Source organism: Sphingobacterium sp. GQ94 (assembly GCF_059758715.1).
The window spans coordinates 385,951-407,411 of the sequence record NZ_JCAXEC010000001.1; the positions used below are offsets into that span (position 1 = coordinate 385,951).

At 40.1% G+C, this 21,461-nt stretch carries 16 protein-coding genes; 15 read left to right on the forward strand and 1 reads right to left on the reverse strand.

Translation table 11 applies throughout. The annotated features are described in order from the left end of the window. The first annotated feature begins 113 nt into the window (after positions 1-113). From AC6CHH_RS01590 to AC6CHH_RS01610, 5 genes are read left to right on the forward strand one after another with little or no spacing between them, the layout of a single operon-like run. Complete coding sequence (locus tag AC6CHH_RS01590; protein WP_498279027.1) at positions 114-1,346, forward strand: MFS transporter; 1,233 nt, start codon at positions 114-116, stop codon at positions 1,344-1,346. Positions 1,347-1,350: 4 nt separating this feature from the next. Next, a complete protein-coding gene (locus AC6CHH_RS01595) occupies positions 1,351-2,154 on the forward strand; it encodes an HpcH/HpaI aldolase family protein (protein ID WP_498279029.1) in 804 nt (267 codons plus the stop codon). Then, positions 2,154-3,107 (forward strand): aldo/keto reductase, encoded by a 954-nt coding sequence (locus AC6CHH_RS01600; protein WP_498279031.1) that lies wholly within the window; start codon positions 2,154-2,156, stop codon positions 3,105-3,107. Before AC6CHH_RS01595 ends, AC6CHH_RS01600 begins: the two co-directional genes overlap by 1 nt. After that, positions 3,104-4,021 carry a Gfo/Idh/MocA family oxidoreductase gene (locus AC6CHH_RS01605; RefSeq protein ID WP_498279033.1) on the forward strand — a complete coding sequence of 306 codons (918 nt, stop codon included), beginning with the start codon at positions 3,104-3,106 and terminating at the stop codon, positions 4,019-4,021. Before AC6CHH_RS01600 ends, AC6CHH_RS01605 begins: the two co-directional genes overlap by 4 nt. Positions 4,022-4,024: 3 nt before the next feature. Continuing rightward, positions 4,025-4,801 carry an SDR family oxidoreductase gene (locus AC6CHH_RS01610; protein WP_498279035.1) on the forward strand — a complete coding sequence of 259 codons (777 nt, stop codon included), beginning with the start codon at positions 4,025-4,027 and terminating at the stop codon, positions 4,799-4,801. A gap of 9 nt (positions 4,802-4,810) precedes the next feature. Here the strand turns inward: AC6CHH_RS01610 and AC6CHH_RS01615 are convergent, their stop codons facing one another. Continuing rightward, positions 4,811-5,677 (reverse strand): AraC family transcriptional regulator, encoded by an 867-nt coding sequence (locus AC6CHH_RS01615; RefSeq protein ID WP_498279037.1) that lies wholly within the window; start codon positions 5,675-5,677, stop codon positions 4,811-4,813. 878 nt (positions 5,678-6,555) lie between these two features. Here AC6CHH_RS01615 and AC6CHH_RS01620 point away from each other — a divergent pair. From AC6CHH_RS01620 to AC6CHH_RS01665, 10 genes are all read left to right on the forward strand, one after another. Then, positions 6,556-7,077: a DNA-deoxyinosine glycosylase gene (locus AC6CHH_RS01620; RefSeq protein ID WP_498279039.1), complete on the forward strand. Its 522-nt coding sequence runs from the start codon at positions 6,556-6,558 to the stop codon at positions 7,075-7,077. 418 nt (positions 7,078-7,495) lie between these two features. Then, positions 7,496-9,154, forward strand: a complete 1,659-nt coding sequence (locus AC6CHH_RS01625) for a fimbrillin family protein (RefSeq protein ID WP_498279041.1) — start codon at positions 7,496-7,498, stop codon at positions 9,152-9,154. A gap of 379 nt (positions 9,155-9,533) precedes the next feature. Next, entirely contained in the window at positions 9,534-10,118 is a 585-nt protein-coding gene (locus AC6CHH_RS01630; protein ID WP_498279043.1) for an RNA polymerase sigma factor, read from the forward strand. An 87-nt stretch (positions 10,119-10,205) separates the two neighbouring features. After that, positions 10,206-11,351: a FecR family protein gene (locus AC6CHH_RS01635; RefSeq protein ID WP_498279045.1), complete on the forward strand. Its 1,146-nt coding sequence runs from the start codon at positions 10,206-10,208 to the stop codon at positions 11,349-11,351. A gap of 106 nt (positions 11,352-11,457) precedes the next feature. After that, complete coding sequence (locus tag AC6CHH_RS01640) at positions 11,458-14,817, forward strand: TonB-dependent receptor (protein ID WP_498279047.1); 3,360 nt, start codon at positions 11,458-11,460, stop codon at positions 14,815-14,817. Positions 14,818-14,828: 11 nt separating this feature from the next. After that, positions 14,829-16,307: a RagB/SusD family nutrient uptake outer membrane protein gene (locus AC6CHH_RS01645; RefSeq protein ID WP_498279049.1), complete on the forward strand. Its 1,479-nt coding sequence runs from the start codon at positions 14,829-14,831 to the stop codon at positions 16,305-16,307. Next, on the forward strand, positions 16,294-17,706 hold the full coding sequence (locus AC6CHH_RS01650) for an alpha-L-fucosidase (protein ID WP_498279051.1): 1,413 nt from the start codon (positions 16,294-16,296) through the stop codon (positions 17,704-17,706). Before AC6CHH_RS01645 ends, AC6CHH_RS01650 begins: the two co-directional genes overlap by 14 nt. Next, the gene (locus AC6CHH_RS01655; RefSeq protein WP_498279053.1) at positions 17,681-19,228 is read left to right on the forward strand and encodes a sulfatase; all 1,548 of its coding nucleotides are present in this window, start codon (positions 17,681-17,683) and stop codon (positions 19,226-19,228) included. The genes AC6CHH_RS01650 and AC6CHH_RS01655 overlap by 26 nt, the downstream gene beginning before the upstream one ends. 540 nt (positions 19,229-19,768) lie before the next feature. Next, positions 19,769-20,338: an RNA polymerase sigma factor gene (locus AC6CHH_RS01660; protein WP_498279055.1), complete on the forward strand. Its 570-nt coding sequence runs from the start codon at positions 19,769-19,771 to the stop codon at positions 20,336-20,338. 73 nt (positions 20,339-20,411) lie between these two features. Beyond that, entirely contained in the window at positions 20,412-21,392 is a 981-nt protein-coding gene (locus AC6CHH_RS01665; protein ID WP_498279057.1) for a FecR family protein, read from the forward strand. Positions 21,393-21,461: the final 69 nt, after the last annotated feature.

Sequence of the window (21,461 nt, forward strand, 5' to 3'; positions counted from 1 at the left end):
TTATTTGAAAGATAGTATAAGGATTAGGGTAATTTTCATTTATAAAACTTAGGTGCTACTTATAAATTTGAGTATCTTAAAAACGCATTTTCCATGCACCTAAATTTATGTAGATGATGATCAACAAAAAGTCTTTTTATCCCTGGTTACTCGTTGCCATGCTTTGCGTGGTTGGCTGTTTAAATTACCTGGATAGAATGATGATTACCACGATGCGTACCAGCATCATGGATGAAATCCCAATGACAGAAGCTCAGTTTGGCTTATTAACCTCAGTCTTTTTATGGATATACGGCATTGCAAGTCCATTTACAGGCTATTTGGCCGATAAGTTCAATAGAAGTAAAGTGATTATTGGCAGTCTTTTTATTTGGTCTTTGGTGACTTGGCTGACTTCCATGGCCTCAAATTTTGAGGAATTGTTGTTGGCAAGGGCGCTCATGGGTATTAGCGAGGCCTGTTATATACCAGCCGCATTAGCCTTGATTGTGGATTACCATCCAGGAAATACCAAATCCACGGCAACTGGTTTACATATTGGTGGGGTGTATATAGGGCAAAGTTTAGGATTCATAGGAGGTTGGATAGCAGAAACACATAGCTGGCATTATGCCTTTCATATCTTTGGCATCATCGGGATAATCTATGCATTGATCCTGGTCTTCCTGTTGAAGGATAAAACGGCTCCGGTCTCAGATTCAGAAACCGATTTACCCGTTAAACCATCGGTCAACTTAAAGGAAGCTTTTAGATCCCTATTTAGCAACAGGTCTTATACCATCGTTTTAGGCATGTGGGGATTGTCTGGGGTGGTGTCCTGGATGATAAATGGATGGCTGCCAACTTACTATAAAGAGAAATTTCATCTTAGTCAAACAGAAGCCGGGGTATATTCAACGGTATACTTCTTTACAGCGATGCTGCTCGGAGTGATCTTGGGAGGAGCCATGGCGGACCTTTGGGCAAAAAGAAATAAGAACGCGCGTATTCTTTTACCGGCCATAGGCTTCTTGGTTGCGGTTCCCGGAGTAATCCTAGCGAGTTATACGGATCTGATCTGGGTAACGGTCATAGGATTCATCCTTTTTGCTTTCACACGTCCGTTCATCGATGCGAACATGATGCCTATTTTGGAGAAAATAATCGATAAAAGGTACTTAGCCACCGGTTATGGTTTGTTGAACTTCTGTTCCTGTATTATCGGCGGAATCGGTATTTATGCTGCGGGGGCCTTAAGGGATGCACAAATCAACCTGAGTACCATATTTCAGGTAGCAGCACTCTCTATGGTCGTCTGTGCAATAGCCTTATTTAGTTTAGTATCAAAATCTAGCAAAAAAGTATAACGATATGAGAAGAAGCAGAGTGCTTGAGAAACTTCGCAATGGAGAGAAACCAAGTTGTTTCAAAGTAAATTTAAAAGACGCACAAGTAACAGAATTAGTCGCTAAATGTGGTTTCGACTGCGTTTGGGTGGATCAGGAACATATAGGGCAGGATTGGTCTATACTCTCTTCCCATGTTTGGGCATCCAAGTCTCAGGATGTGGACCTGATGGTTCGGGTAGCCAGAGGAAGCTATAGTGACTATATCCGTGCGCTGGAATTGGATGCTACGGGAATTCTTGTTCCTCATATAATGAGTTTGCAGGACGCTAAGGATGTTGTGCACATGACCAGGTTCCATCCCATTGGAAGAAGACCGATAGACGGAGGAAATGCAGATGGAGGATATACGTTGGAGGATTTCACGAGTTATATTCAGCAAGCTAATCAGCAGCGGTTTGTCGTTCTTCAAATTGAAGACCCGGAACCTTTGGATGAATTAGAGCAGATCGCTCAGCTGGAAGGATACGATATGTTATTTTTTGGACCCGGAGATTTCAGCCAGGGTATTGGTACTCCCGGAGACTTCACGAATCCCTTGATTGCCCAGACAAGAAAGAGGATAGCTGAGCTCGCCAATAAGTATGGAAAGTTTGCCGCTACCGTTGGAACCCTTGACAACCTTCAGGAATTGCACGATATGGGCTACCATTTTGTTAGCGTGGGAGCAGATGTGATTGCCATTAAGAACTACTGCCAATCCATTAGCAAGGCCTTTAATCAGCAAGGGGATGACAATCAAAACACATCTTATCTAGAGAAAAGCTAATGCATTATACTTTTTTAGGGAATACAGACTTAAAGGTTTCTGAGGTTGCCTTTGGAGGCGTGGAAATAGGCATGCCTTATGGCTTGAACATGTCTCAGGCGAAACACATGGTACAAAAAAATGATGCCATCGACTTAATACACCATGCCCTAGATAAAGGAATTAACTTCTTTGATACGGCCCGTTTATATGGTGAGTCTGAGGGTGTCATGGGAGCGGCTTTTTATGGTAGGCGAGATCAAGTTATTTTAGCCTCAAAATGTAAACATTTTAGAAATGCAGATGGGTCGTTGCCAGAAAGGTCGGCTTTAAAGCATATTATCGAGGATTCCATTCAGGAATCATTAAAAGCCTTGAAAACCGATTACATTGATGTTTTTATGTTGCATTATGCGGACACGGAGATTCTAGGAATGGAGGAAGTGTATGAAATCTTTTCCGATCTTCAAAAAAAAGGCTTAATTCGCTACCCTGGTGTATCGGTTTATGAAGAAAAGGAGACTAAATTGGCTTTAGATAAAGGTTTTTGGAAGGTGATTCAACTTCCATTCAATCTTATGGATCAGAAACAAGGCATTCATTTTAAACTAGCCAAAGAACAGGGGGTTGGTATAGTGGTACGTTCGGTGCTGATGCGTGGTTTGCTTACCCAGAAGTCATTCCAATTGCATCCGGCATTGAAAGCTGTTCAAGATCATATCCAGCAGTATCGTCAGCTCTTGAATACGGATATCAGTACATTGGCCGCATTAGCCATGAAATTTGCTGCTTCCATACCTGAAATATCCTCTGTATTGGTGGGGTTTGACAAAATAGAATTTGTAGATGATGCCCTTGAAATCTTTAATGGCAAGTATTTAAATCAAAAACAGTTAGTCTTAGCAAGATCCTTGAGTTACCCTGATCAAGGATTCTTGAATCTAGCGCAATGGGATAAAAACGGTTGGTTATGATAAAATTAGGAATGATTGGAATGAGTGTAGGAAACGCTCATCCGTATTCTTGGGCAGCCATCATAAATGGTTTATTTAGTCGGCAAGAAATAGATCAAGCAGGATTCCCTGCTGTTTCGGATTACCTAGAGGCGAACCGAGATACTTTAGGTATTGCAGGAGCGCGAGTGACTCATCTGTATTGCGATGATCAGGACGTTGCTCATAGTATTGCAAGCTCAGCAGGAATAGATATTGTTGTGCAACGAATTGAGGATATGATTGGTCAGGTGGATGCGGTAATCCTTGGAAGGGATGATCCCGAGAACCATCTAACTATGGCAAGACCTTTATTAGAGGCTAAGGTTCCTGTTTTTATTGATAAACCACTTACCATAGATTTGGAAGAGCTTAAGGTTTACGAACAGTACGTTCACGATGGAGGTTTCCTGATGTCTTGTTCCTCTATGCGTTATGCCCCAGAGGTATTGGCTGTTAAATCGAACTTGAAGAAACTGGGCGATATTCAGTTATTGACTGTCGTTGGGAAGAAAGACTGGAAGAAATATGGCGTACATATGGTTGAAGCTTGCCTGAGTTTATTAAATGACCCAAAGCCAATCAGCGTACACTATCTGGGAAAAGAGCAATTTGATATAGTTCAATTGGAGATTGGCCCGAACTGTTTTGCAAGCATTCACCTAATAGCCGATATTTCGCCTACTTTCCAAATGAACGTATTCGGTACTCAGGACTGGGTACATATTGATATCAGGAATTCCTATGCCATGTTTAAAGAGAATATTCTGGAATTTATAAAAGGATTAAACCAAGGTAAACCCACACTGAATTTCCAAAAGACCAAAAATGTAATACACATAATCGCTGGCGCTTTGGAAAGTAAAATGAAGGGGAATATTAAAATTGACTTATAGATTATGCATATCAATCAATTATTTGATTTAACAGGACGAGTTGCCGTAGTAACCGGAGGAGCCGGAAATTATGGAAAATGTATCGTTGAAGGATTACTCCAGGCAGGCGCCAGTGTCATTGTGAGCTCACGGGATCAGCATCGAGCAAAATTAGATCTGGAGGCTCATTTTGGAACGACCAATAACTTAACAGTGATGGCCCTGGATCAAGAGCACTTTCAAAGTATTGATTCCTTTCTGGATACGTTAAAGAATCAATATCAAAGAATAGATATCTTTATTAATAATGCTGTTGCACGACCCATGAAAGGATATGCCGGCGAGATCGAACAATTTAGGCAGTCTATGGAAATCAACGCCACCGGAATGTTTCATCTCTTGAGAGGAATCTCGGATTGGATGGGGGAAACGACAGGGGGATCTGTTATCAATATAGCCTCCATGATGGGAATGAAAGGACCTGATTATTCGAATTACAAAGGTACACCTATGGGAGATTTGCCTCCAGATTACTTCTTTCATAATGGGGGATTGATTAACCTAAATAGGTTTATGTGCAAGAAGTTTGCGGGAAAGAACGTTCGTTTTAACTGCATCTCGCCAGGTGGATTGTTTAACGATCAACCTGAAAAGTTCTTAGAGAACTATTGTGAGAAAGTACCTTTGGGCAGAATGGCAAACCCAGATGATATCAAGGGATTAATCGTCCTGTTAGCCTCCGATGCCGGGGCCTACATTAATGGTGAAAATATTCTAATGGATGGTGGGCTTAATGCATAGAGCCCATTTTTAATTAATCTCTACGGTTCTTTTAAACTCCGAAGGGGACATTCCTTTGACCTTTTTAAACTGGCGGTTGAAATTCGCAATGCTATTGAATCCGCAGGTATAAGCAGCCTCTAAAATAGATTTATCGTCCTCGGAAATCAACTTGCAGAAATGTCCAATACGAATCTGTGTCACGTATTCCACAAAGGTCATCCGGTATTGCTCCTTGAAAAAATTACAAAAGGTGGTTGTCGCCATATTGGCCTCATCTGCCACTTCTTTTAGGGTAAGAGGTTTGTGATAATTCCTTAAAATATAATTATTAATTCTACTGTGCCTGCTGTTGATATATGTTTTGTTGGCTATGAAATTAGGACTTGCCAACAAATCATAATTTTTCATCGAACACAAAAGATCAAAGATCTCGAAGATAGAAGCCAAACGCTTCAAACCACTCTCGAAAATCATATTGTTCATGATATCCGCGATGGCCTTACTTTCCTTCCCTTTGATATGAATTCCTCTAGAGGAAAGACTCAGTATTTCGATCAGTGAGGAGAACTCCGGAATGTTAAAGATATCCTGTCCGATAAAATTTGGCGTAAAATGAATAACTGTTGCATCAGCTGCTTCATGAGATTTCTTCTCCAAATAGCTATTGTCATTCACCCAGACATGTGGTAATTCCGGTCCCATAAGTACCAAATCTCCTTCTTTAAAATAACCGATATGGTCTCCCACCATTCGCTTCCCGGTACTTTGATTGACCAAGACAAATTCGAATTCAGGATGATAATGCCACGGACATGGAAAATGAGTCCCTTTTTCATTAAATACTATGAATGATTTATCGAATTCTTTGGGAAGTCTATATTCTATTGCTTTCATAAAGTGGCTCTATAATTGATTTAATTTACAAATATTAACTTAAATCACAAAGTGCATGTTTTTTTTATGAAAAATAGGTATAGTATTTTGTAAAATAGGATAGTTCTCTTTCGGGTATGTAGGCTATAGTCTCAGATTACCGCTAGGTATTATGTTGAGAATCAAGAAATAAATCAACAGGGATTATATTCCTATTAGCCATTCATCCTCTCTTTAGCGGCATTTATGACAAAAGGAAGTAAGCGCACGAATAAATTGTAGTTTTGGAACTACAATCGGACTGTTGTTGGGAAAATCGAATAATTCAAAGTATTGATAATAAACTATCAACATGGATCATGTGGGCTTTAACTATCGTTCTACATTCCGACTTTTTAATATCGATTTAACAACCAGAATGATAAATATAATACACAGAGGAATAGATAAGATGATCAATTCGGTGGTGCCAATAAATGATAATACCATAGCGTTGAGGTTTAAATAATTGTAATCAAATATACTTATTATTTATTTTCTTCAATGATTCAGACCAATTCGCCTATAGAAGTGATTGGAAGCACTTTTTTAATAATTTTCATTATATTGTTTGATGTGTGTAAACAAATTTATGATATTGCCAATCAAAGTTCGGGTATCCGGTAACTGCAAGCTTAGATGAATTGATGAAACAAATGGATACCTATAGCTACTACCGGGTGAACAGGCAATTGCTGGTCCATATAAATGCAAATCAATTAAAGCTGATCACTGAGCCGCAATTTGATGAAGATGTTTTTTTTTACTAAAAACGAAGTCGCCGATTTTAAAAAATGGCTAGATAGGTGATTCTTGGACCTAGCGTTTTATTTGAAGACGTGATTAGTAAATCAACTATTATGGCAAGGAAAATACGTGTGGTCAATGCTGAATCAGATTTTGTAAAAAAGTCTTTTGATCCTATTTCGACGTCCGAAACAACAGTGCTTATTTTGGGCTCTATGCCGGGCGATAAATCCTTGGAGTTGGGAGAATACTATGGGCATCCCAGAAACCGTTTTTGGAGAATTCTTTCGGCTATAACGGCTACGGAATTGCCAATATCCTATTTAGAGAAAAAAGCTTTTTTGAATAATATGAATATAGGTGTATGGGATATAGCCCGTCAAGCAAATAGAATGGGCAGTCTTGATACTGCCATTAAAAACGAAGTTCCCAATGATCTCAATGGCTTTATCTCGAATCATAAAAACTTGAAAATAATTGCTTTCAATGGGAAGAAATCGGAGGCTCTTTTTAACAAGTACTTCAATAGAAAAGACGAGCTAAGATATATTTCCTTGCCAAGCACAAGTCCAGCAAATGCAGGCATAAGTTTCGAGCAAATGTGCGAACTATGGAAAGAAATATTGCTCAAATAAGCGATGATGTTTCATTTTATACATTGATCCCAAAAAATGTCCTTCCCTAGGCTATTATTGTCAAGCTGGGTTTATTATTCTCTCGCTATTTTCTTTAAAATTATTTTCTATATTTGGTACAGCTCTTTTTTTAGGGTTTAAAAATACTATTAACCACTATTTTACTTATTTATTCAAACAATATTTCTCCACCATCTATTACCGAAAAGAAATTAACCTTTTATGGGATTTCAAGTGATCGTGATTAGAGAAACTGCTGTAGCGGATGCTACTTACTCAAACGACAGAATTTGGGGCTCTAGTAAAAGCATGTCCTTAAGGGAGTACATGCCGCCGCCTGCCGTTTAAAGGTGAAAACAGGCTTAGTGTAAAAAGATAGCGGGTTAGAATTTGTTTGAGGTTTTATTGATAAAGAAAAATGAAATTCTATTTACCAAAAAAGGCAAACGGCCTAGCCGTGCTGGTGATGCTATTCGCCGGTTTGCTGATGCAAAGATGTGCTAAAGAAAAACAAGAACCTCAATCAGGGGGAGAGCTCACTAAATTAATAGTGAATGTGGCAGGAATTCATGAGAAAGAGATCGAAAATCCAGGTAAACTTAAAGCAAGTTCCGCGCTCGAGAATTCAACTATACAAAGTGGAAACCTTTCTGGGGAGCTTCATAAGTATGATGGTTTTGATGCCTTGGTTTCCGTTAAACAAGATGTACAACATTCTAAGGGACCGGCTAAGCTGAAAGCCTCTTCGGCCAGAGGCTCCCGGAATTTACGCATGTCAAGTCCGGTTGAGCAGGGGGTAAAATACCGCTTATTGATATACACCAAGCAGGGAAGCTTTGTAAGTTCACATCTGTTGAGCTCAGGCACAGCCTCGGTAATTAATGTAGACCAGGACGAGGATTATAACTGGTATGCGCTTTCCTACAATAGCACCCAGGATGTACAAGATGTAGACCCTACTAATCCGGTTCTTAATCTTCCGCCCGATAAAGATGTTTTATATGCTAGTGGCGAGATTCTTTTAGCCTCAAGTCCGCAAAACGGGAGCGTTCCATTGGACATTATTTTTAAACACAGTCTTGCCCGGATCGTTGTCGAATTGAATACAATGGGGATGTTTGCCGATATGGTCTCAGCGGTTGTTAGCGTATCAGGTGCAGACACTAAAAGCGGAACAATGGATTTGAGAACTGGTGTTATTTCAAATTTGAGTAGCACAACCCAGAATATTGATTTTTCAAACTTCACGAATGTTGAACCTCTCTTTGGCGATCGTAAAAGCGTCTCCTTTTACACCGCAGCAGAAACAGCCATAACTGATCTTAAAGTAACCATTAGTGGCTTGGAATTAGCAATCGATGATGGCTCTACGCGTTCTTTCACCAATTTGATAAACACACCTTCTATTTTTACTTTTGTATTGAATCCCGTATTGGGAGCCTCTCATACGGCTCAAATTAATCTGGTGGAATCTACTCTGTTCTTTCAAAACAGAAAATGGGCACGTCAAAATCTATATTACCACGGTGGTCATAATCCTTACCGTTTCCATCATACCTACGCGCATACGAATGCACCAAATACCTACTTTTCTTTTAAAGGTCTTGTCCCAGGACAGTATGGTAGTGATTTAGGCAATGACCCTTGCGCTTTGGTTTATCCAGAAGGTTTATGGAGAACAGCCGGATTTAATGATTATTCTTTTTTGACTCCTATATATCCTACTGAAATATTTGGAACCGAAAATGGGCTAGGTTATATTGAGTATGATGTAACAACGGGACCTGAAGCACCATACCCGGGCAATAATCTGCGATTCAACATGAATGGTACCGCTACTGCTAACGGAGTTGTCGGTGGAATTATCGCTATTGATTTGGGCAATACGTATGGATATACTGCAGAATTATGGACATCCTCACAGTATGTGGACTATGATTCACCTGACAAAGGGGGGTACTATTATAAAGGAGCGCTCGGTTTTGGAGATCATGTGAATAAGCAAGTATTTAATGAGCCGGTACCCGGTTCGCAAGATTTTGAAAGCGATTTCAAAAATATCCGCTGCGTGCGATGAAAAGTGAATAAATTTTTCTTGCGGGAAAACTGTTTACATTTTTATGGGACTTGTTGATCTTGCTTTCCCATAGATAAGGCCACCTGATAATTTTTTTCACGAAATTAGCTAGGCGGCCTTTAATCCACCAAGAGGATTGACGCATAAGGCCAGCAACAGGCTATTTTAGACAAACAAAAGGAAACGACAAATGAGCAGCGTCACAAAAAAATCATGTTTAACTGTTTCAAGGATCTATCCTATTTGGACATGCCATTCAATACCCATACGCTGATGCTTTGAGCGCTATTCTTTACGGAATGGCCCCATCTTTCAAGACATACTATTTTGCATATAAAATAAATTACTCCTACTTTAGCCCTACCTATATTTGATCACCATGTTCAATTCACATACCATCCTCGAGCAACTTGCCAAAGGGAATCAGTTCGCCTTGCGATGGATTTATGATGAATATGCAGCCTCGCTATATCAATTGGCAATGCACATCTTAAAAGAAGAAGAACACGCGCAAGAAATCGTTCAGGATAGCTTTTTACAGTTATGGAAGAATAGGGAAGACCTGCAGAAAGATTCCAATATCAAGGCTTTTTTATTTGTAATCTGTAGAAACTACAGTTTCAATAGGCTTAAAGTGATTCACTTGCACCGTTCGCGCTTCATCGCCTTGGGCGAGAATGAAGCAGAATCTTACTACCACGAGCAGGAACCTTTGGCAGAACAGGATCTAAACGATGTTTTAGATACCATTATCTGTAAACTTCCCAGCAAACAACAAACGGTCTTTAGATTAAGCCGGATGGAAGGACTCTCGCATAAGGAAATTGCAGAGAAACTTCACATCTCTAAAAACACCGTAAAAAATCATTTAGTTTCAGCCTTAAAATCGGTCCGGGAAGAGCTACAGCAGGCTAGAACGAAGTCTTCTATCTATGCCCTGCTTTACTTTTATCTGTTTTATTAAGCACATTCATTGTAAATAAACATTTTTTTACATTCCACTAGTCCCTTTCTCATTCGAATATTGTTTTTAGTGTAGAAACCTTATATTATGAACAGAGTTAGGCTGGAATATCTAGTTAAGCAGCTTTTAGCAGCTAAGCTATCAGAAGAACAGGAGCAGGAGCTCATTGAGCTGATGACTAACAATCCTGATGAACAAACCCAGGAAATCTTTGCTGCTGTTTATGAAAAGAATAAAACCTTTATTCCCTTCACACAGGACAAAAAAATGTCCATCTGGAATAACATCCATCAAAAATTACCCACTCGAAAACCGATCTGGAGTTGGCCTATAGGCATTGCTGCTGCTTTAATTTTGTTTTTTAGTGCTTTAGCTGGTTTTTATCTATACCAACAGAAATCCCAGAGAGTTTTACTTGAAACTGCTGACCAGCAAGCCATTTACCTAAAAAAAGGTCAGGCCAGTATTTTGCTTGAAGAAGGGCCAAAACAGCGTCAACTCTTACTAAATTCTCCGCAATTGCTGGACTATGGAATTTCCATCGATACCGCTGGGATTATTCGTATTGCTGATCAACAGCAGCCTGTATCCTTGAGACAATTTGCCAGATTAACGATTAAAAGTAATCTGGGACAAGTCCAGCCCATGGTATTACCAGACGGATCCAAAGTATGGTTGAACAGCAACTCAGCAATTACGTTCGCCAACCACTTTTCTGGCCTAAAAAGAGAAGTTCACCTACAAGGAGAAGCATATTTTGAAGTCGCTAAGCTAAAATTCAAACCTTTCCATGTAAAGGGAGGAGAACTTGATACAGAAGTTTTGGGGACACACTTTACAGTAAGCAGTAGCAAAGGACAGCAAACCAAAGTAACTCTTTTAGAAGGGAAGGTTAAGGTTTCTAACAGCAAAGACTCATTGCTTTTAGCAGCAGGACAACAGGCCATAGGAAGTCAGGCGTCCCTGCTCAAAAGAGATGTTGATACCTTAGATCTATTATCCTGGAAAGATGGGTATTTTAAGTTTGAGAATGCAAGTACCCTGGAAATTATGAATCAAATTAAGGATTGGTATGATGTAAAATACGTGAAAATCCAGGCGACCAACAACGAACGTTTTTCGGGAACCTATAAGAAAACAAATCAATTAGCCGATTTATTACAGAATTTAGAAAAGGTCTCAAATATCACATTTAGAATCAAGGAAGGGGGAGTACATGTGGTAGATAAATAAGCCTAGACTATGAAAGATATAAAAATAAGGAGGTGCTGCCACACCTCCCAAGGATAATAAATAACCAATAACGACTATTTTACTAATCATTTTATACCCTACTCAAATGTATAAAACTTATCAATTAATGTCGCATCCTTTGCGAAGGAATGCACGTAAAATTATTCTGCATATGAAACTGATTATCTTATTGCTGTGTATAGGCAGCATTCATGTCAGTGCATCTACTTACGGCCAGAATGTCTCCATTAATGCAAAAGGCGAGCGTTTTAAAGAAGTATTGGCAAAAATAAGGAAGCAAAGCGGACGAGATTTCCTCTACAACGCGAGACTGGTGGATGAAAATAAGCGCGTGAATTTATATGTTCAGGACAAGAACTGGACAATAGCCTTGGGTGCGCTTCTGAAGACCCAGGACCTGAGTTATGAGCTTGGTACAAATAACGTTCTCATTTTTCCAAAAAATGCAGATAAACTTGCCAGCAACAAACCAAATTCAAGCTTTCAAGAGAACCTTAGCGGAAACGTTATTCTGCAAAATAATTCTCCTGCTGTGGGAGCAACCGTTAAATTAATGCCTTCTGGTCAGACCATTAGCACCAATAGCTCAGGAGGTTTTACCTTTGAAAACGCGCCTGCTAAAGGATCTGTAGTTGTGAATTACATAGGCTACATGGAGAAAAGAATCGATTATACCAATTACAACGCATTGACCATTGTTTTGGATCCTTCGATCAAAGAAATCGATGAAATTGTCGTGGTAGGTTATGGGACCCAGATGAAATCAGACTTAACCGGGTCCGTTGTGGGCGTGCAGGCCAAGGATTTTACCCAGGGGGCCAACACCAATGCACTTCAATTGCTTAATGGAAAGGCGCCCGGAGTTACCATCAGCCAGACCAATTCCGCTCCAGGAGCTGGGACGAAGATTCAGATTCGTGGTGCTGGATCTATCAACAGCAGCAATGATGCTTTAATCGTAGTAGATGGCATGCCAGGAATTGATCCATCCAGCTTAAGTCCCGATGATATTGAGTCTGTTGACATTTTAAAAGATGCTTCTGCGGCAGCTATTTATGGAACTCGTGCTGCCAATGGTGTCGTTTTGATTACCACCAAAAAAGGAAGATCTGGAACGGTGATTACCAAATACGATTCGTATGCTGGTCTACAAAGTATTTCAAAGAAAATAGACGTGTTGAATGGCCGGGAATACATGGAGGTGTTGAATGGCATTCGCAAAGATGCGGGACGTGATGTCATTTTCAGTGAGGATCAAATTGCCGAAATGGGTGAGGGTACGAACTGGCAAGACCAGGTTCTTCAGAAAAATGCGATGGTTCAAAATCACCAATTGAGTTTCTCAGGCGGAGGAGAAAAAAGTTCTTTCTATACAGCATTAAATTATTTTGATCAGGACGGGTTAGTGAAAAATTCCGGATTTAAGAAAATAAATTTCAGAACTAATTTAGAATTCAAGCCGAAAGATTATATCAAGTTTACGATTAATGGGAATTATACCCGTGGAAATCAGCAAGCAATTTATACCTCAAATGGTGTCAATGAAAGCGCAGGACCTTTAAATTCTGCCATCCAATTTGACCCGACTTTGTCTGCAGAAAAGGATGCAAACGGGCGATATTATCTAAATAACTTTATCGCTTTAGATAATCCGCTCGCCTTGGTGAATGGCATCGATAACCGGAACCTGAGCAATACCTTTTATGGCTTGGCATCTGCAGAGATAAATCCACTCAAAGGACTTACCGGAACCATACGCATAGGCGGAAGTGCAGCCAACAGCATGAGCTCTAGTTATACCGACCGCTCTACAATCAATGGTTTAGCAAATGGTGGAATAGGGTCAAAAGATGCCTCCTCAGGGTATCAATGGCTGGCGGAGTTTTTAGTGAACTACCGCAAAGAAATTGCTGATCATAGTTTCAATATTATGGCGGGGACAACCTTTGAAGAGTTTGGTGCCGAAGGAGTGGGGGCAGGCTCAATGAGATTCTTGTCCGACGTAACTTCCTACAATCTCTTGCAAAGCGGTGATGGAGACGAAAGCGACAACGTAAGTTCGAGAAAATCCAGAAACCGATTGAATGGATTATTAGGAAGAGTGAATTACAATTATAAAGGAAAATACTTAGTAACGGCCTCCGTAAGGGCGGATGGAACTTCTCGGTTTTCTGATGCGCATAAATACGCCGTATTTCCCTCTGGTGCTATTGCCTGGAAGATTAGCGATGAAAACTTCCTTAGTGATTGGCGAGATAAAGGCAATAGTTTGAAACTCCGGATTGGTTATGGCCAATTGGGAAATCAAGGAATTTCCAACTACCAAACGATTAATACGCTGATCGCCTCTGGAAACGCTGTGTTTGGAAACAACATTTATCAGGGCGTAATTCCTGCACGTTTACCAAATAGAAATCTACGCTGGGAAAATACAGAAGAAGTGAATATTGGTTTGGACTTTAGCTTGCTTCAGGGCATTTTAAGTGGATCAATCGACGCCTTTAAAAGAAACACTAAAGATCAATTGTTCAGTAAACCTCTCCCCTCTGTTGTCGGCTTTAGCAGCTATATGGTGAATTTTGGAAATGTTGAAAATAGAGGTATTGATTTCCAATTGCGCAGTAAAAATGTACAGAAGGAAAATTTCAATTGGGAAAGTACCTTCAATCTTTCTTTACTAAAAAATGAAGTCAAAGAACTGCCCGATTTTATTCCACAACTGATAACAGGAAGTATTGCTAGTTTTATCTCGAACTATCAATTGGTTGAAACGGGGCAGCCCATGCTATCCTTTTATGGATTTCAGACCGATGGAATTTACCAGAATGCTGATGAAATTGCGAGTTCGGCTCAACCGGGTGCAAAGCCAGGTCATATCCGTTTTGTTGATCAGAACAAAGACGGAAAAATTGATCTTGAAGATCGCACGATTTTAGGGAAACCGTTCCCTACAGCGAACTTGAGTTTAATCAACAGCTTCAGGTATCAAAACTTTTCCCTTGACTTTTTAGTACAATACGTTGGTGGTATCAGCATGTTGGATGCAAATATAGCAGAGACTCTTTATCCAACTAATGAATATAGAAATCGTTTATCTGAATACCTTTTGAACCGTTGGACTCCTGAAAATCCAACAAATACATACCCAAGTGGGGTGAATCCTACTGCTTATGGTGGTGACTATATCATTAATTCCATGACGATTCAAGATGCTTCATTTCTTCGTTTAAAGAATGTCAACTTGAATTATGAAGTGTTTAATAATGGAAAGAAAATTAACCGGTTGAATGTCTTTTTGGCAATGGAAAACCTGGCTACCTGGACAAAATATAAAGGATACGATCCGGACGCCAGTGTTACAGGTACCGGTTCCACCTCTAAGGTAAGCTATAACAGTTATCCATTAGCGCGCACGTTTCGTTTAGGAATTAATCTTACCCTTTAATCTGTATTATCATGTCAACAATAAAACTAAAATATATCTTATTGCTTATCCTTCCTTTTCTTACAACTGGTTGTAAATCGTTCTTAGAGGAGGAAGTTTATACCGAGTATGATCCCAACGGGTTTCTGAATGATGAAAGTGGGATTGATGCATTACTAACAGGAGCTTATGCCAGATCGCGAATTATTGCTTACGATCATCGGAATTATACCTATATGATGAATGAATTCAACACCGATATTTCCTTTGAAACCGGAGGTGGATTGGAAAAAGACGCAGCTCCATTCATTCAATTTGACTGGGCAGTGAACAATAGTTTTCTCAACTCCTTCTGGCGCAAAATGTATGAGGCTATTGCTAGTGCAAATTCTGTTTTAGTATTGTCTGCTCAATTAAATAATTTGGATCAAGAAAAAACAAACAGGATTCAGGCGGAGGCCAGATTTATCCGAGCTTCCTCTTATTATTTTTTATTCAACTTATTTGGACCCACCCCTTTAATTGATATTCCTGCGGGTGCAACGCCAGAGGAAATTGAAGAAATTGGTAAAAATACACCAAGAGCTACCTCTCAAGATTTTGTAAGCTATCTTGTCGCTGATTTAGAATTCGCTGCACAATATCTTCCCCTGGAAGAAAATCCCATAGGCCGCGCAACAAAAGGAGCAGCCCTGGGTTATTTGATGAAGCTTTATCTTAAGGAGAAAAATTGGCAAAAAGTAGCCGATGTAACCAAGCAAGTTATCGAGAGCAAGCAATATGAATTGTATCCAGACTATTCTAAATTGTTCAACGTTGTCGGGGAAAACAATCGGGAGTTTATTTTCAGAGCCCCATGTTTGCCTCAGGCCGGCTACCACAACAACTACATGGCGCATGCTTTTCCGCCAAATTATCCAATTTTAACCAATCAGGTAAACTTTGGAGCTCAATTTCGTACGTATTCAGCGTTCTACAAGACCTTTGATGCGACAGACAAACGTCGCGAATTATTAATCCGAAGCTATAAGGACAATGCTGGTAAGACCGTAGAACTTTTAGAAGACCAGAATGGAAAGGCTTTAAATGATGTGCGAAGTTTCAAATACTGGCCGGATCCGAATGCGGTTGGAGAGGCTATGGGTAATGATATTGTTTATATTCGGTATGCCGATATCTTGCTCAGTAGGGCAGAAGCATTAAATGAACTATCTGGTCCTAGCGCTGAGGTACTCGGATTAATCAATGCAGTGCGCCAACGGGCAAATGTTTCTAACCTTACATTAGGTACCTATTCCAGTAAGGAGGAACTTCGTGAGTTTCTACTGGCTGAAAGAGGACGTGAATTTTATTCTGAAGGGTTGCGCCGGGAAGATTTAATTCGCCATGGGAAGTTTATCAGCTCAGCTCGCCAAAGAGGCCACGCGGCAAAAGATCATCAAGTACTTTACCCGATTCCCCTGCAACAAATTGATGCAAATCCTAATTTAGAACAGAATGAGGGGTATTAGTCAATTTTGGTCGTTTTTTTTGCTTGTTGCCATTTTAATAAGTCCAGCCTTATTGGCTGCACAAGATGTGCCCAAACCCAATAAAGCCCAACTGGCCTGGCAACAGGCCGAACTGGGCATTATTTTTCATTATGACCTGCACGTATTTGATGGGAAAGCCTACAATCAACGAGAAAATAGGCAAACTCCTATTCAGGATATTCATATTTTTAAGCCGAGCCAACTGGATCTCGAACAATGGGTAATATCAGCAAAGGATGCGGGGGCTAAGTTTGCCATGATTACCGCGACCCATGAGTCTGGTTTTGCTTTATATCCTTCAAATGCAAATCCGTATAACACCAAAGCTTTAGGATGGAGTGAGGAAAAACAGGACATAATTGGTAACTTTATCAAAGCCTGCCATAAACATGGTCTGAAACCCGGAGTATACCTAGGAATTCGTTGGAATTCCTATCTGGGAGTACATGACTTTGTCGTTCAGGGAAAGGGTGAAATGCAGGTGCAACGGCAGCAGTTTTATAATCAAATGGTTGAAGAAATGGTGAAAGAAATCTGTACCTGGTATGGCCCGTTGTTTAAGATATGGTTTGATGGAGGGGCGAGCCATCCGGATAAAGGGGCACCAAATGTTCTACCGATCGTGAAAAAATATCAACCCGATTGTTTGTTTTACCACAATGATCAGCTTGCAGAAGCCCGTTGGGGAGGTTCAGAATCCGGTACGGTTAATTATCCTTGCTGGTCGACTTTCCCTTACCACTTTACGGGCTCAGGAGAAAGCGCGCCGGAGGCCATTTGGAAGGATAACTATAGATTATTAAAAACCGGAGATCCGGATGGAAAATATTTTATGCCAGCGATGGCAGACGCCCCATTACGGGGGGCTAATGGGCGGCACGAATGGTTTTGGGAACCAAATGATGAACACAGTCTATTTAGTGTTGCTGAACTTACCCAGATGTACCATCAATCGGTAGGACGTAATGCTACCCTTGTTCTGGGGGTAACCCCCGACACTACCGGGCTGGTTCCGCATCAAGATCGCGTGCGACTTAAGGAATTTGGGGATCATGTGAAAAGATTATATGAATTTCCGATTGTTCCTTCTGGGAAAACACAAAACCAACTTACTTTCAGACGCCCTGAATCCATCCAGCGTATTATGCTAGGAGAAGATCTATCCAAGGGACAAAAAATAAGGGCCTTTCGCATTCAAATGCTGTCTGGTGGAGGATGGCGCGATATTTATTCAGGGACTTCTATCGGGCATAAACACCTGATTGTGTTGGAAAACTCTCTGATTACCAAAGGCATCCGGATTGTCCTCGATCGCGCTGTGGGGACTCCCCAGCTCAAAACCTTTAATGTATATGAAACAACTAAAAATGATTCTTAAAACAAGCTTCCTTCTAGGCTGTCTTTTGATGGCACATTCTGCCTTCAGCCAGCAACAGAAACATCCCAATATAATCGTGTTTTTAGTGGATGATTTGGGTTGGCAGGATATTTCAGTGCCATTTTACACCGAGTCTACCCCAAACAATAAGAAATTTCATACACCTAACTTGGAAGCGTTAGCTCTGCAGGCGACCAAATTCACGAATGCATATGCAACCCCAGTGTGTACACCATCTAGAGTAAGTATGTTAACCGGGTTAAATGCAGCGCATCATCAGGTAACCCACTGGACCCACCCCATCGCGAACAGGTCTACTGATAATTCAGATGAACTCCTAAACCCACCGAATTGGAATATCAATGGCATGAGTCCAGAACCTAATACGCCGAAAACGGTCTATGCAACACCATTTCCGCAAATTCTCAAGGACAATGGGTACCATACAATCCATATAGGCAAGGCACATTGGGGATCTGCTGGAACGCCTGCTGCCAGTCCGCTAAATTTAGGATTTATGGTGAATATTGCAGGACACTCGGCCGGTCATCCCCAAAGCTATTATGCAAAAGAAAATTATGGAAATATACCAGGCAAAGCCAGCTACCAGGCAGTTCCAGATTTAATGGAATACCATGGAGGGGAAACGTTCTTAACAGAAGCGCTAACCCTGGAGGCCATTAAAGCGATATCGGAGCCCATCAAAAGGGAGGAACCTTTTTTTCTACATTTCTCTAACTATGCGGTACATGTACCTATCCAACCAGACCCTCGTTTTGTTCAAAAATACTTGGATCAAGGTTTAGATTCTATAGAAGCGGCTTATGCATCACTTGTTGAAGGGTTTGATAAAAGCATTGGAGATGTTGTACAGTTTTTGAAAAAAGAGGGTGTTTACGAGAACACTGTTATTATTTTCTTGAGCGATAATGGGGGATTGAGTCTTCAGCCGATGCGATCAGGTCCGAATCATACTCAAAACTTACCGCTAAGGGCCGGCAAGGGGTCAATTTATGAAGGCGGAATTCGAGTGCCTTTGTTAATTAAGAATGCAAACAACCACCAGGCACGCTCCACAGAATCACCGGTCATTGTTGAAGACCTCTTTCCAACGATTTTGGAACTAGCCAACGTGGGAGATTACACAACAGTTCAAAAGGATATCGATGGAAAGAGCCTGGTTGGACTCATCAATGGGACAGGAGATAATCTGTGGGAGTCAAGGGGCTTGGTCTGGCATTCTCCCAATAAATGGATTGCCGCTGATGGGCCCGGTATCAACTTTTTTTCTGCCATACGTCAGGGAGATTTTAAACTTGTTTACGACATGAAAAGAGCCAAATTAGAGCTCTATAACCTGGCAGAAGATATCGGAGAAACTACTGATATTTCAAAAAAGAACAAAAATAAGGTAAAAGAGCTAAGTAATCTATTGTCTAAAAAACTAAAAGATTGGGGATCGCAACTTCCATCTTACAAATCAACAGGGGAAAAAGTTCCTTTCCCAAATCAGATCCATTAGCGGTAAACAATTACGTTTCTTTTTGAGGTGAATACTTACGGTCTATGACTAAAGATTCAGCGTTCCTAGCAGATTACCGCTTAGGGATTCTGAATCTTTTTCTTTACCTATCTACGGGTCATTTTATGTATACAAATACCCAATAGGGTTCCTTCTAAGTCTAATAGAATTATAGGCACGATAGAATTGAATGCCAAATTGGTCTCATCCGTCTACCGGGTTGACCAAGAGCGAGGTCTGCTTATAACTGCCGTCAAAAAGAATGGTGCATTGTCCGGACCGAGCAAAGCAAGTGTTAACAGAGGAGCGAGCTAGCATATGCCTTAAAAATTAAAACATAGATCATCGTGGCGTTAAAAAGTAATGTGCAGGATTTCCCTAGTGAGCAATGGAAGTTTTCTCTAAAATATAACTAAAGACTTCTAAATGTGTAAAATATGCGCAATCGTTTGACTTTAAAAATTGATTTTTTATTAAAAATTAATACTGTAAGTTTACTTTTGACGGCTAATCATATTAATTATAAACCAACAATGAATTATGAAATCGACGTTATTAATCAAAGACATTTCTGATTTTGAGATGTTGGTTAATAACTATACCAACAAACTTACTCAAACAGCTTTCCTAAAAATTGGGAATCTCCATGATGCAGAGGATCTTGTTCAGGACCTATTTTTAAACCTCTGGCTTAAAAGAGAATCAATAGTTGTACATGGTTCAGTTGAAAATTATCTCTTTGTTGCACTCCGGAATAAGATCATGAACTATTTTGCGAAGACAAAGCTGTGCAACGGTATGATGGACAAATTGGCCATGAATTCAGATATCATGGATTTCTCCTTGATCGATCTTCTGCTAGAGAAGGATTTAAATACCTTATTTTCAAATATTCTGTGCGAACTTCCAGAAAACATGCAGAAGATCTTTAAACTGCGCAATGAAGATTTTACCCTAAAAGAGATCGCTCTAGCCCTTGGGTTAGCTGAACAAACGGTTAAAGGCTACAGCGCAGAAATGCATCGTAGGATTAAAACCATGCTCATCGCAAGGCATCCTGAATTTGCAAAATCGCTAACAACCTTGATTTCCTTTTTGATCGTTAAATAATTTTTTTAGCTCTTACATACTTTCGCATGCCGGCAACTGTCCTATATAAAAGGGCTAACCTAGCAGACAAAAAGTGGATAAGAAGCATTTAAAGAAATTAATCAAAAAGTATCATCAAGGCACTGCGAATGCAGCAGAGAAATTCGTTCTGGAATATTGGTACGAATCATTGGGACAAGAGAAATCTAGCGCATCAGGTTTGGATTTTATCCCTGAACGGAAAGATCTTAAAGAACGTATACTCCTTTCTGTAAAAGAGGATTCCAAAAGGCGGTCTATTATTAAGAAAAGAACCGTGTATCTAGTAGCAGCCAGCATTATCCTGCTGATGCTATCACCAGTTTTTTACAATTATTTTTTTGATTCATCAGTCGATGAACTTATCGAACCGTTTGAAACAGTATACCTCGAAAAAGGTACGATCTCTACAGGAATAGGCCAGAGAAGGACAGTTATCTTGGAGGACGGTACTAAGGTTGTTCTTAACGCAAATTCCACTTTGGTTGTTGGTGACTATAGACTTGCTAGAAGTGTAAGCTTAAATGGTGAGGCTTTTTTTGACGTGAAAAAAAATCCTGACAAACCATTTACGGTGCATGGCGGAGGTTTGCGCATCAAGGTGTTAGGTACAAGTTTCAACGTTAGGGCCTATCCTGAAATTCACAATACCTCGATCTCGGTGCGAACTGGAAAGGTGCAGGTCGACAATAATGAGAAAAATCTGCATACACTTTTGCCAAATGAAAATATAGTATATGATCGTAAATCCAATGATTATAAATTAGAACAGGCAGCATATCCTTTAGAAACTTCATGGCTTTCTGATGATGTTAGACTTAATCGAGGCAGTTTTGAGGAGGTGAACCAATACTTTATGAACTTTTATGGAATTTCCTTCCACACCAACGATGCTAAAATATTAATGGATCATTATAATATTACTTTCCGCAAATCCAAATCCATGGAATCTGCTGTGGAAGAAATTCGAATATTAACCGGAAAGAAAGCAATTATCAAATATAAACAAGGAAAAGGGGAGGTCATTTTATATTAAAAAGTGAAAGGGCTTACAAAGTGTAAGACCCTTTTTGGATAAATGGAATCACTCTGACCTGATTCCGTT

What these genes read in the sequence shown, in the direction of transcription:
- AC6CHH_RS01590 (WP_498279027.1), top strand. Translation starts at nt 114, where the DNA reads ATGATGATCAACAAAAAGTCTTTTTATCCCTGGTTACTCGTTGCCATG.
- AC6CHH_RS01595 (WP_498279029.1), top strand. Translation starts at nt 1,351, where the DNA reads ATGAGAAGAAGCAGAGTGCTTGAGAAACTTCGCAATGGAGAGAAACCA.
- AC6CHH_RS01600 (WP_498279031.1), top strand. Translation starts at nt 2,154, where the DNA reads ATGCATTATACTTTTTTAGGGAATACAGACTTAAAGGTTTCTGAGGTT.
- AC6CHH_RS01605 (WP_498279033.1), top strand. Translation starts at nt 3,104, where the DNA reads ATGATAAAATTAGGAATGATTGGAATGAGTGTAGGAAACGCTCATCCG.
- AC6CHH_RS01610 (WP_498279035.1), top strand. Translation starts at nt 4,025, where the DNA reads ATGCATATCAATCAATTATTTGATTTAACAGGACGAGTTGCCGTAGTA.
- AC6CHH_RS01615 (WP_498279037.1), bottom strand. Translation starts at nt 5,677, where the DNA reads ATGAAAGCAATAGAATATAGACTTCCCAAAGAATTCGATAAATCATTC.
- AC6CHH_RS01620 (WP_498279039.1), top strand. Translation starts at nt 6,556, where the DNA reads ATGGCAAGGAAAATACGTGTGGTCAATGCTGAATCAGATTTTGTAAAA.
- AC6CHH_RS01625 (WP_498279041.1), top strand. Translation starts at nt 7,496, where the DNA reads ATGAAATTCTATTTACCAAAAAAGGCAAACGGCCTAGCCGTGCTGGTG.
- AC6CHH_RS01630 (WP_498279043.1), top strand. Translation starts at nt 9,534, where the DNA reads ATGTTCAATTCACATACCATCCTCGAGCAACTTGCCAAAGGGAATCAG.
- AC6CHH_RS01635 (WP_498279045.1), top strand. Translation starts at nt 10,206, where the DNA reads ATGAACAGAGTTAGGCTGGAATATCTAGTTAAGCAGCTTTTAGCAGCT.
- AC6CHH_RS01640 (WP_498279047.1), top strand. Translation starts at nt 11,458, where the DNA reads ATGTATAAAACTTATCAATTAATGTCGCATCCTTTGCGAAGGAATGCA.
- AC6CHH_RS01645 (WP_498279049.1), top strand. Translation starts at nt 14,829, where the DNA reads ATGTCAACAATAAAACTAAAATATATCTTATTGCTTATCCTTCCTTTT.
- AC6CHH_RS01650 (WP_498279051.1), top strand. Translation starts at nt 16,294, where the DNA reads ATGAGGGGTATTAGTCAATTTTGGTCGTTTTTTTTGCTTGTTGCCATT.
- AC6CHH_RS01655 (WP_498279053.1), top strand. Translation starts at nt 17,681, where the DNA reads ATGAAACAACTAAAAATGATTCTTAAAACAAGCTTCCTTCTAGGCTGT.
- AC6CHH_RS01660 (WP_498279055.1), top strand. Translation starts at nt 19,769, where the DNA reads ATGAAATCGACGTTATTAATCAAAGACATTTCTGATTTTGAGATGTTG.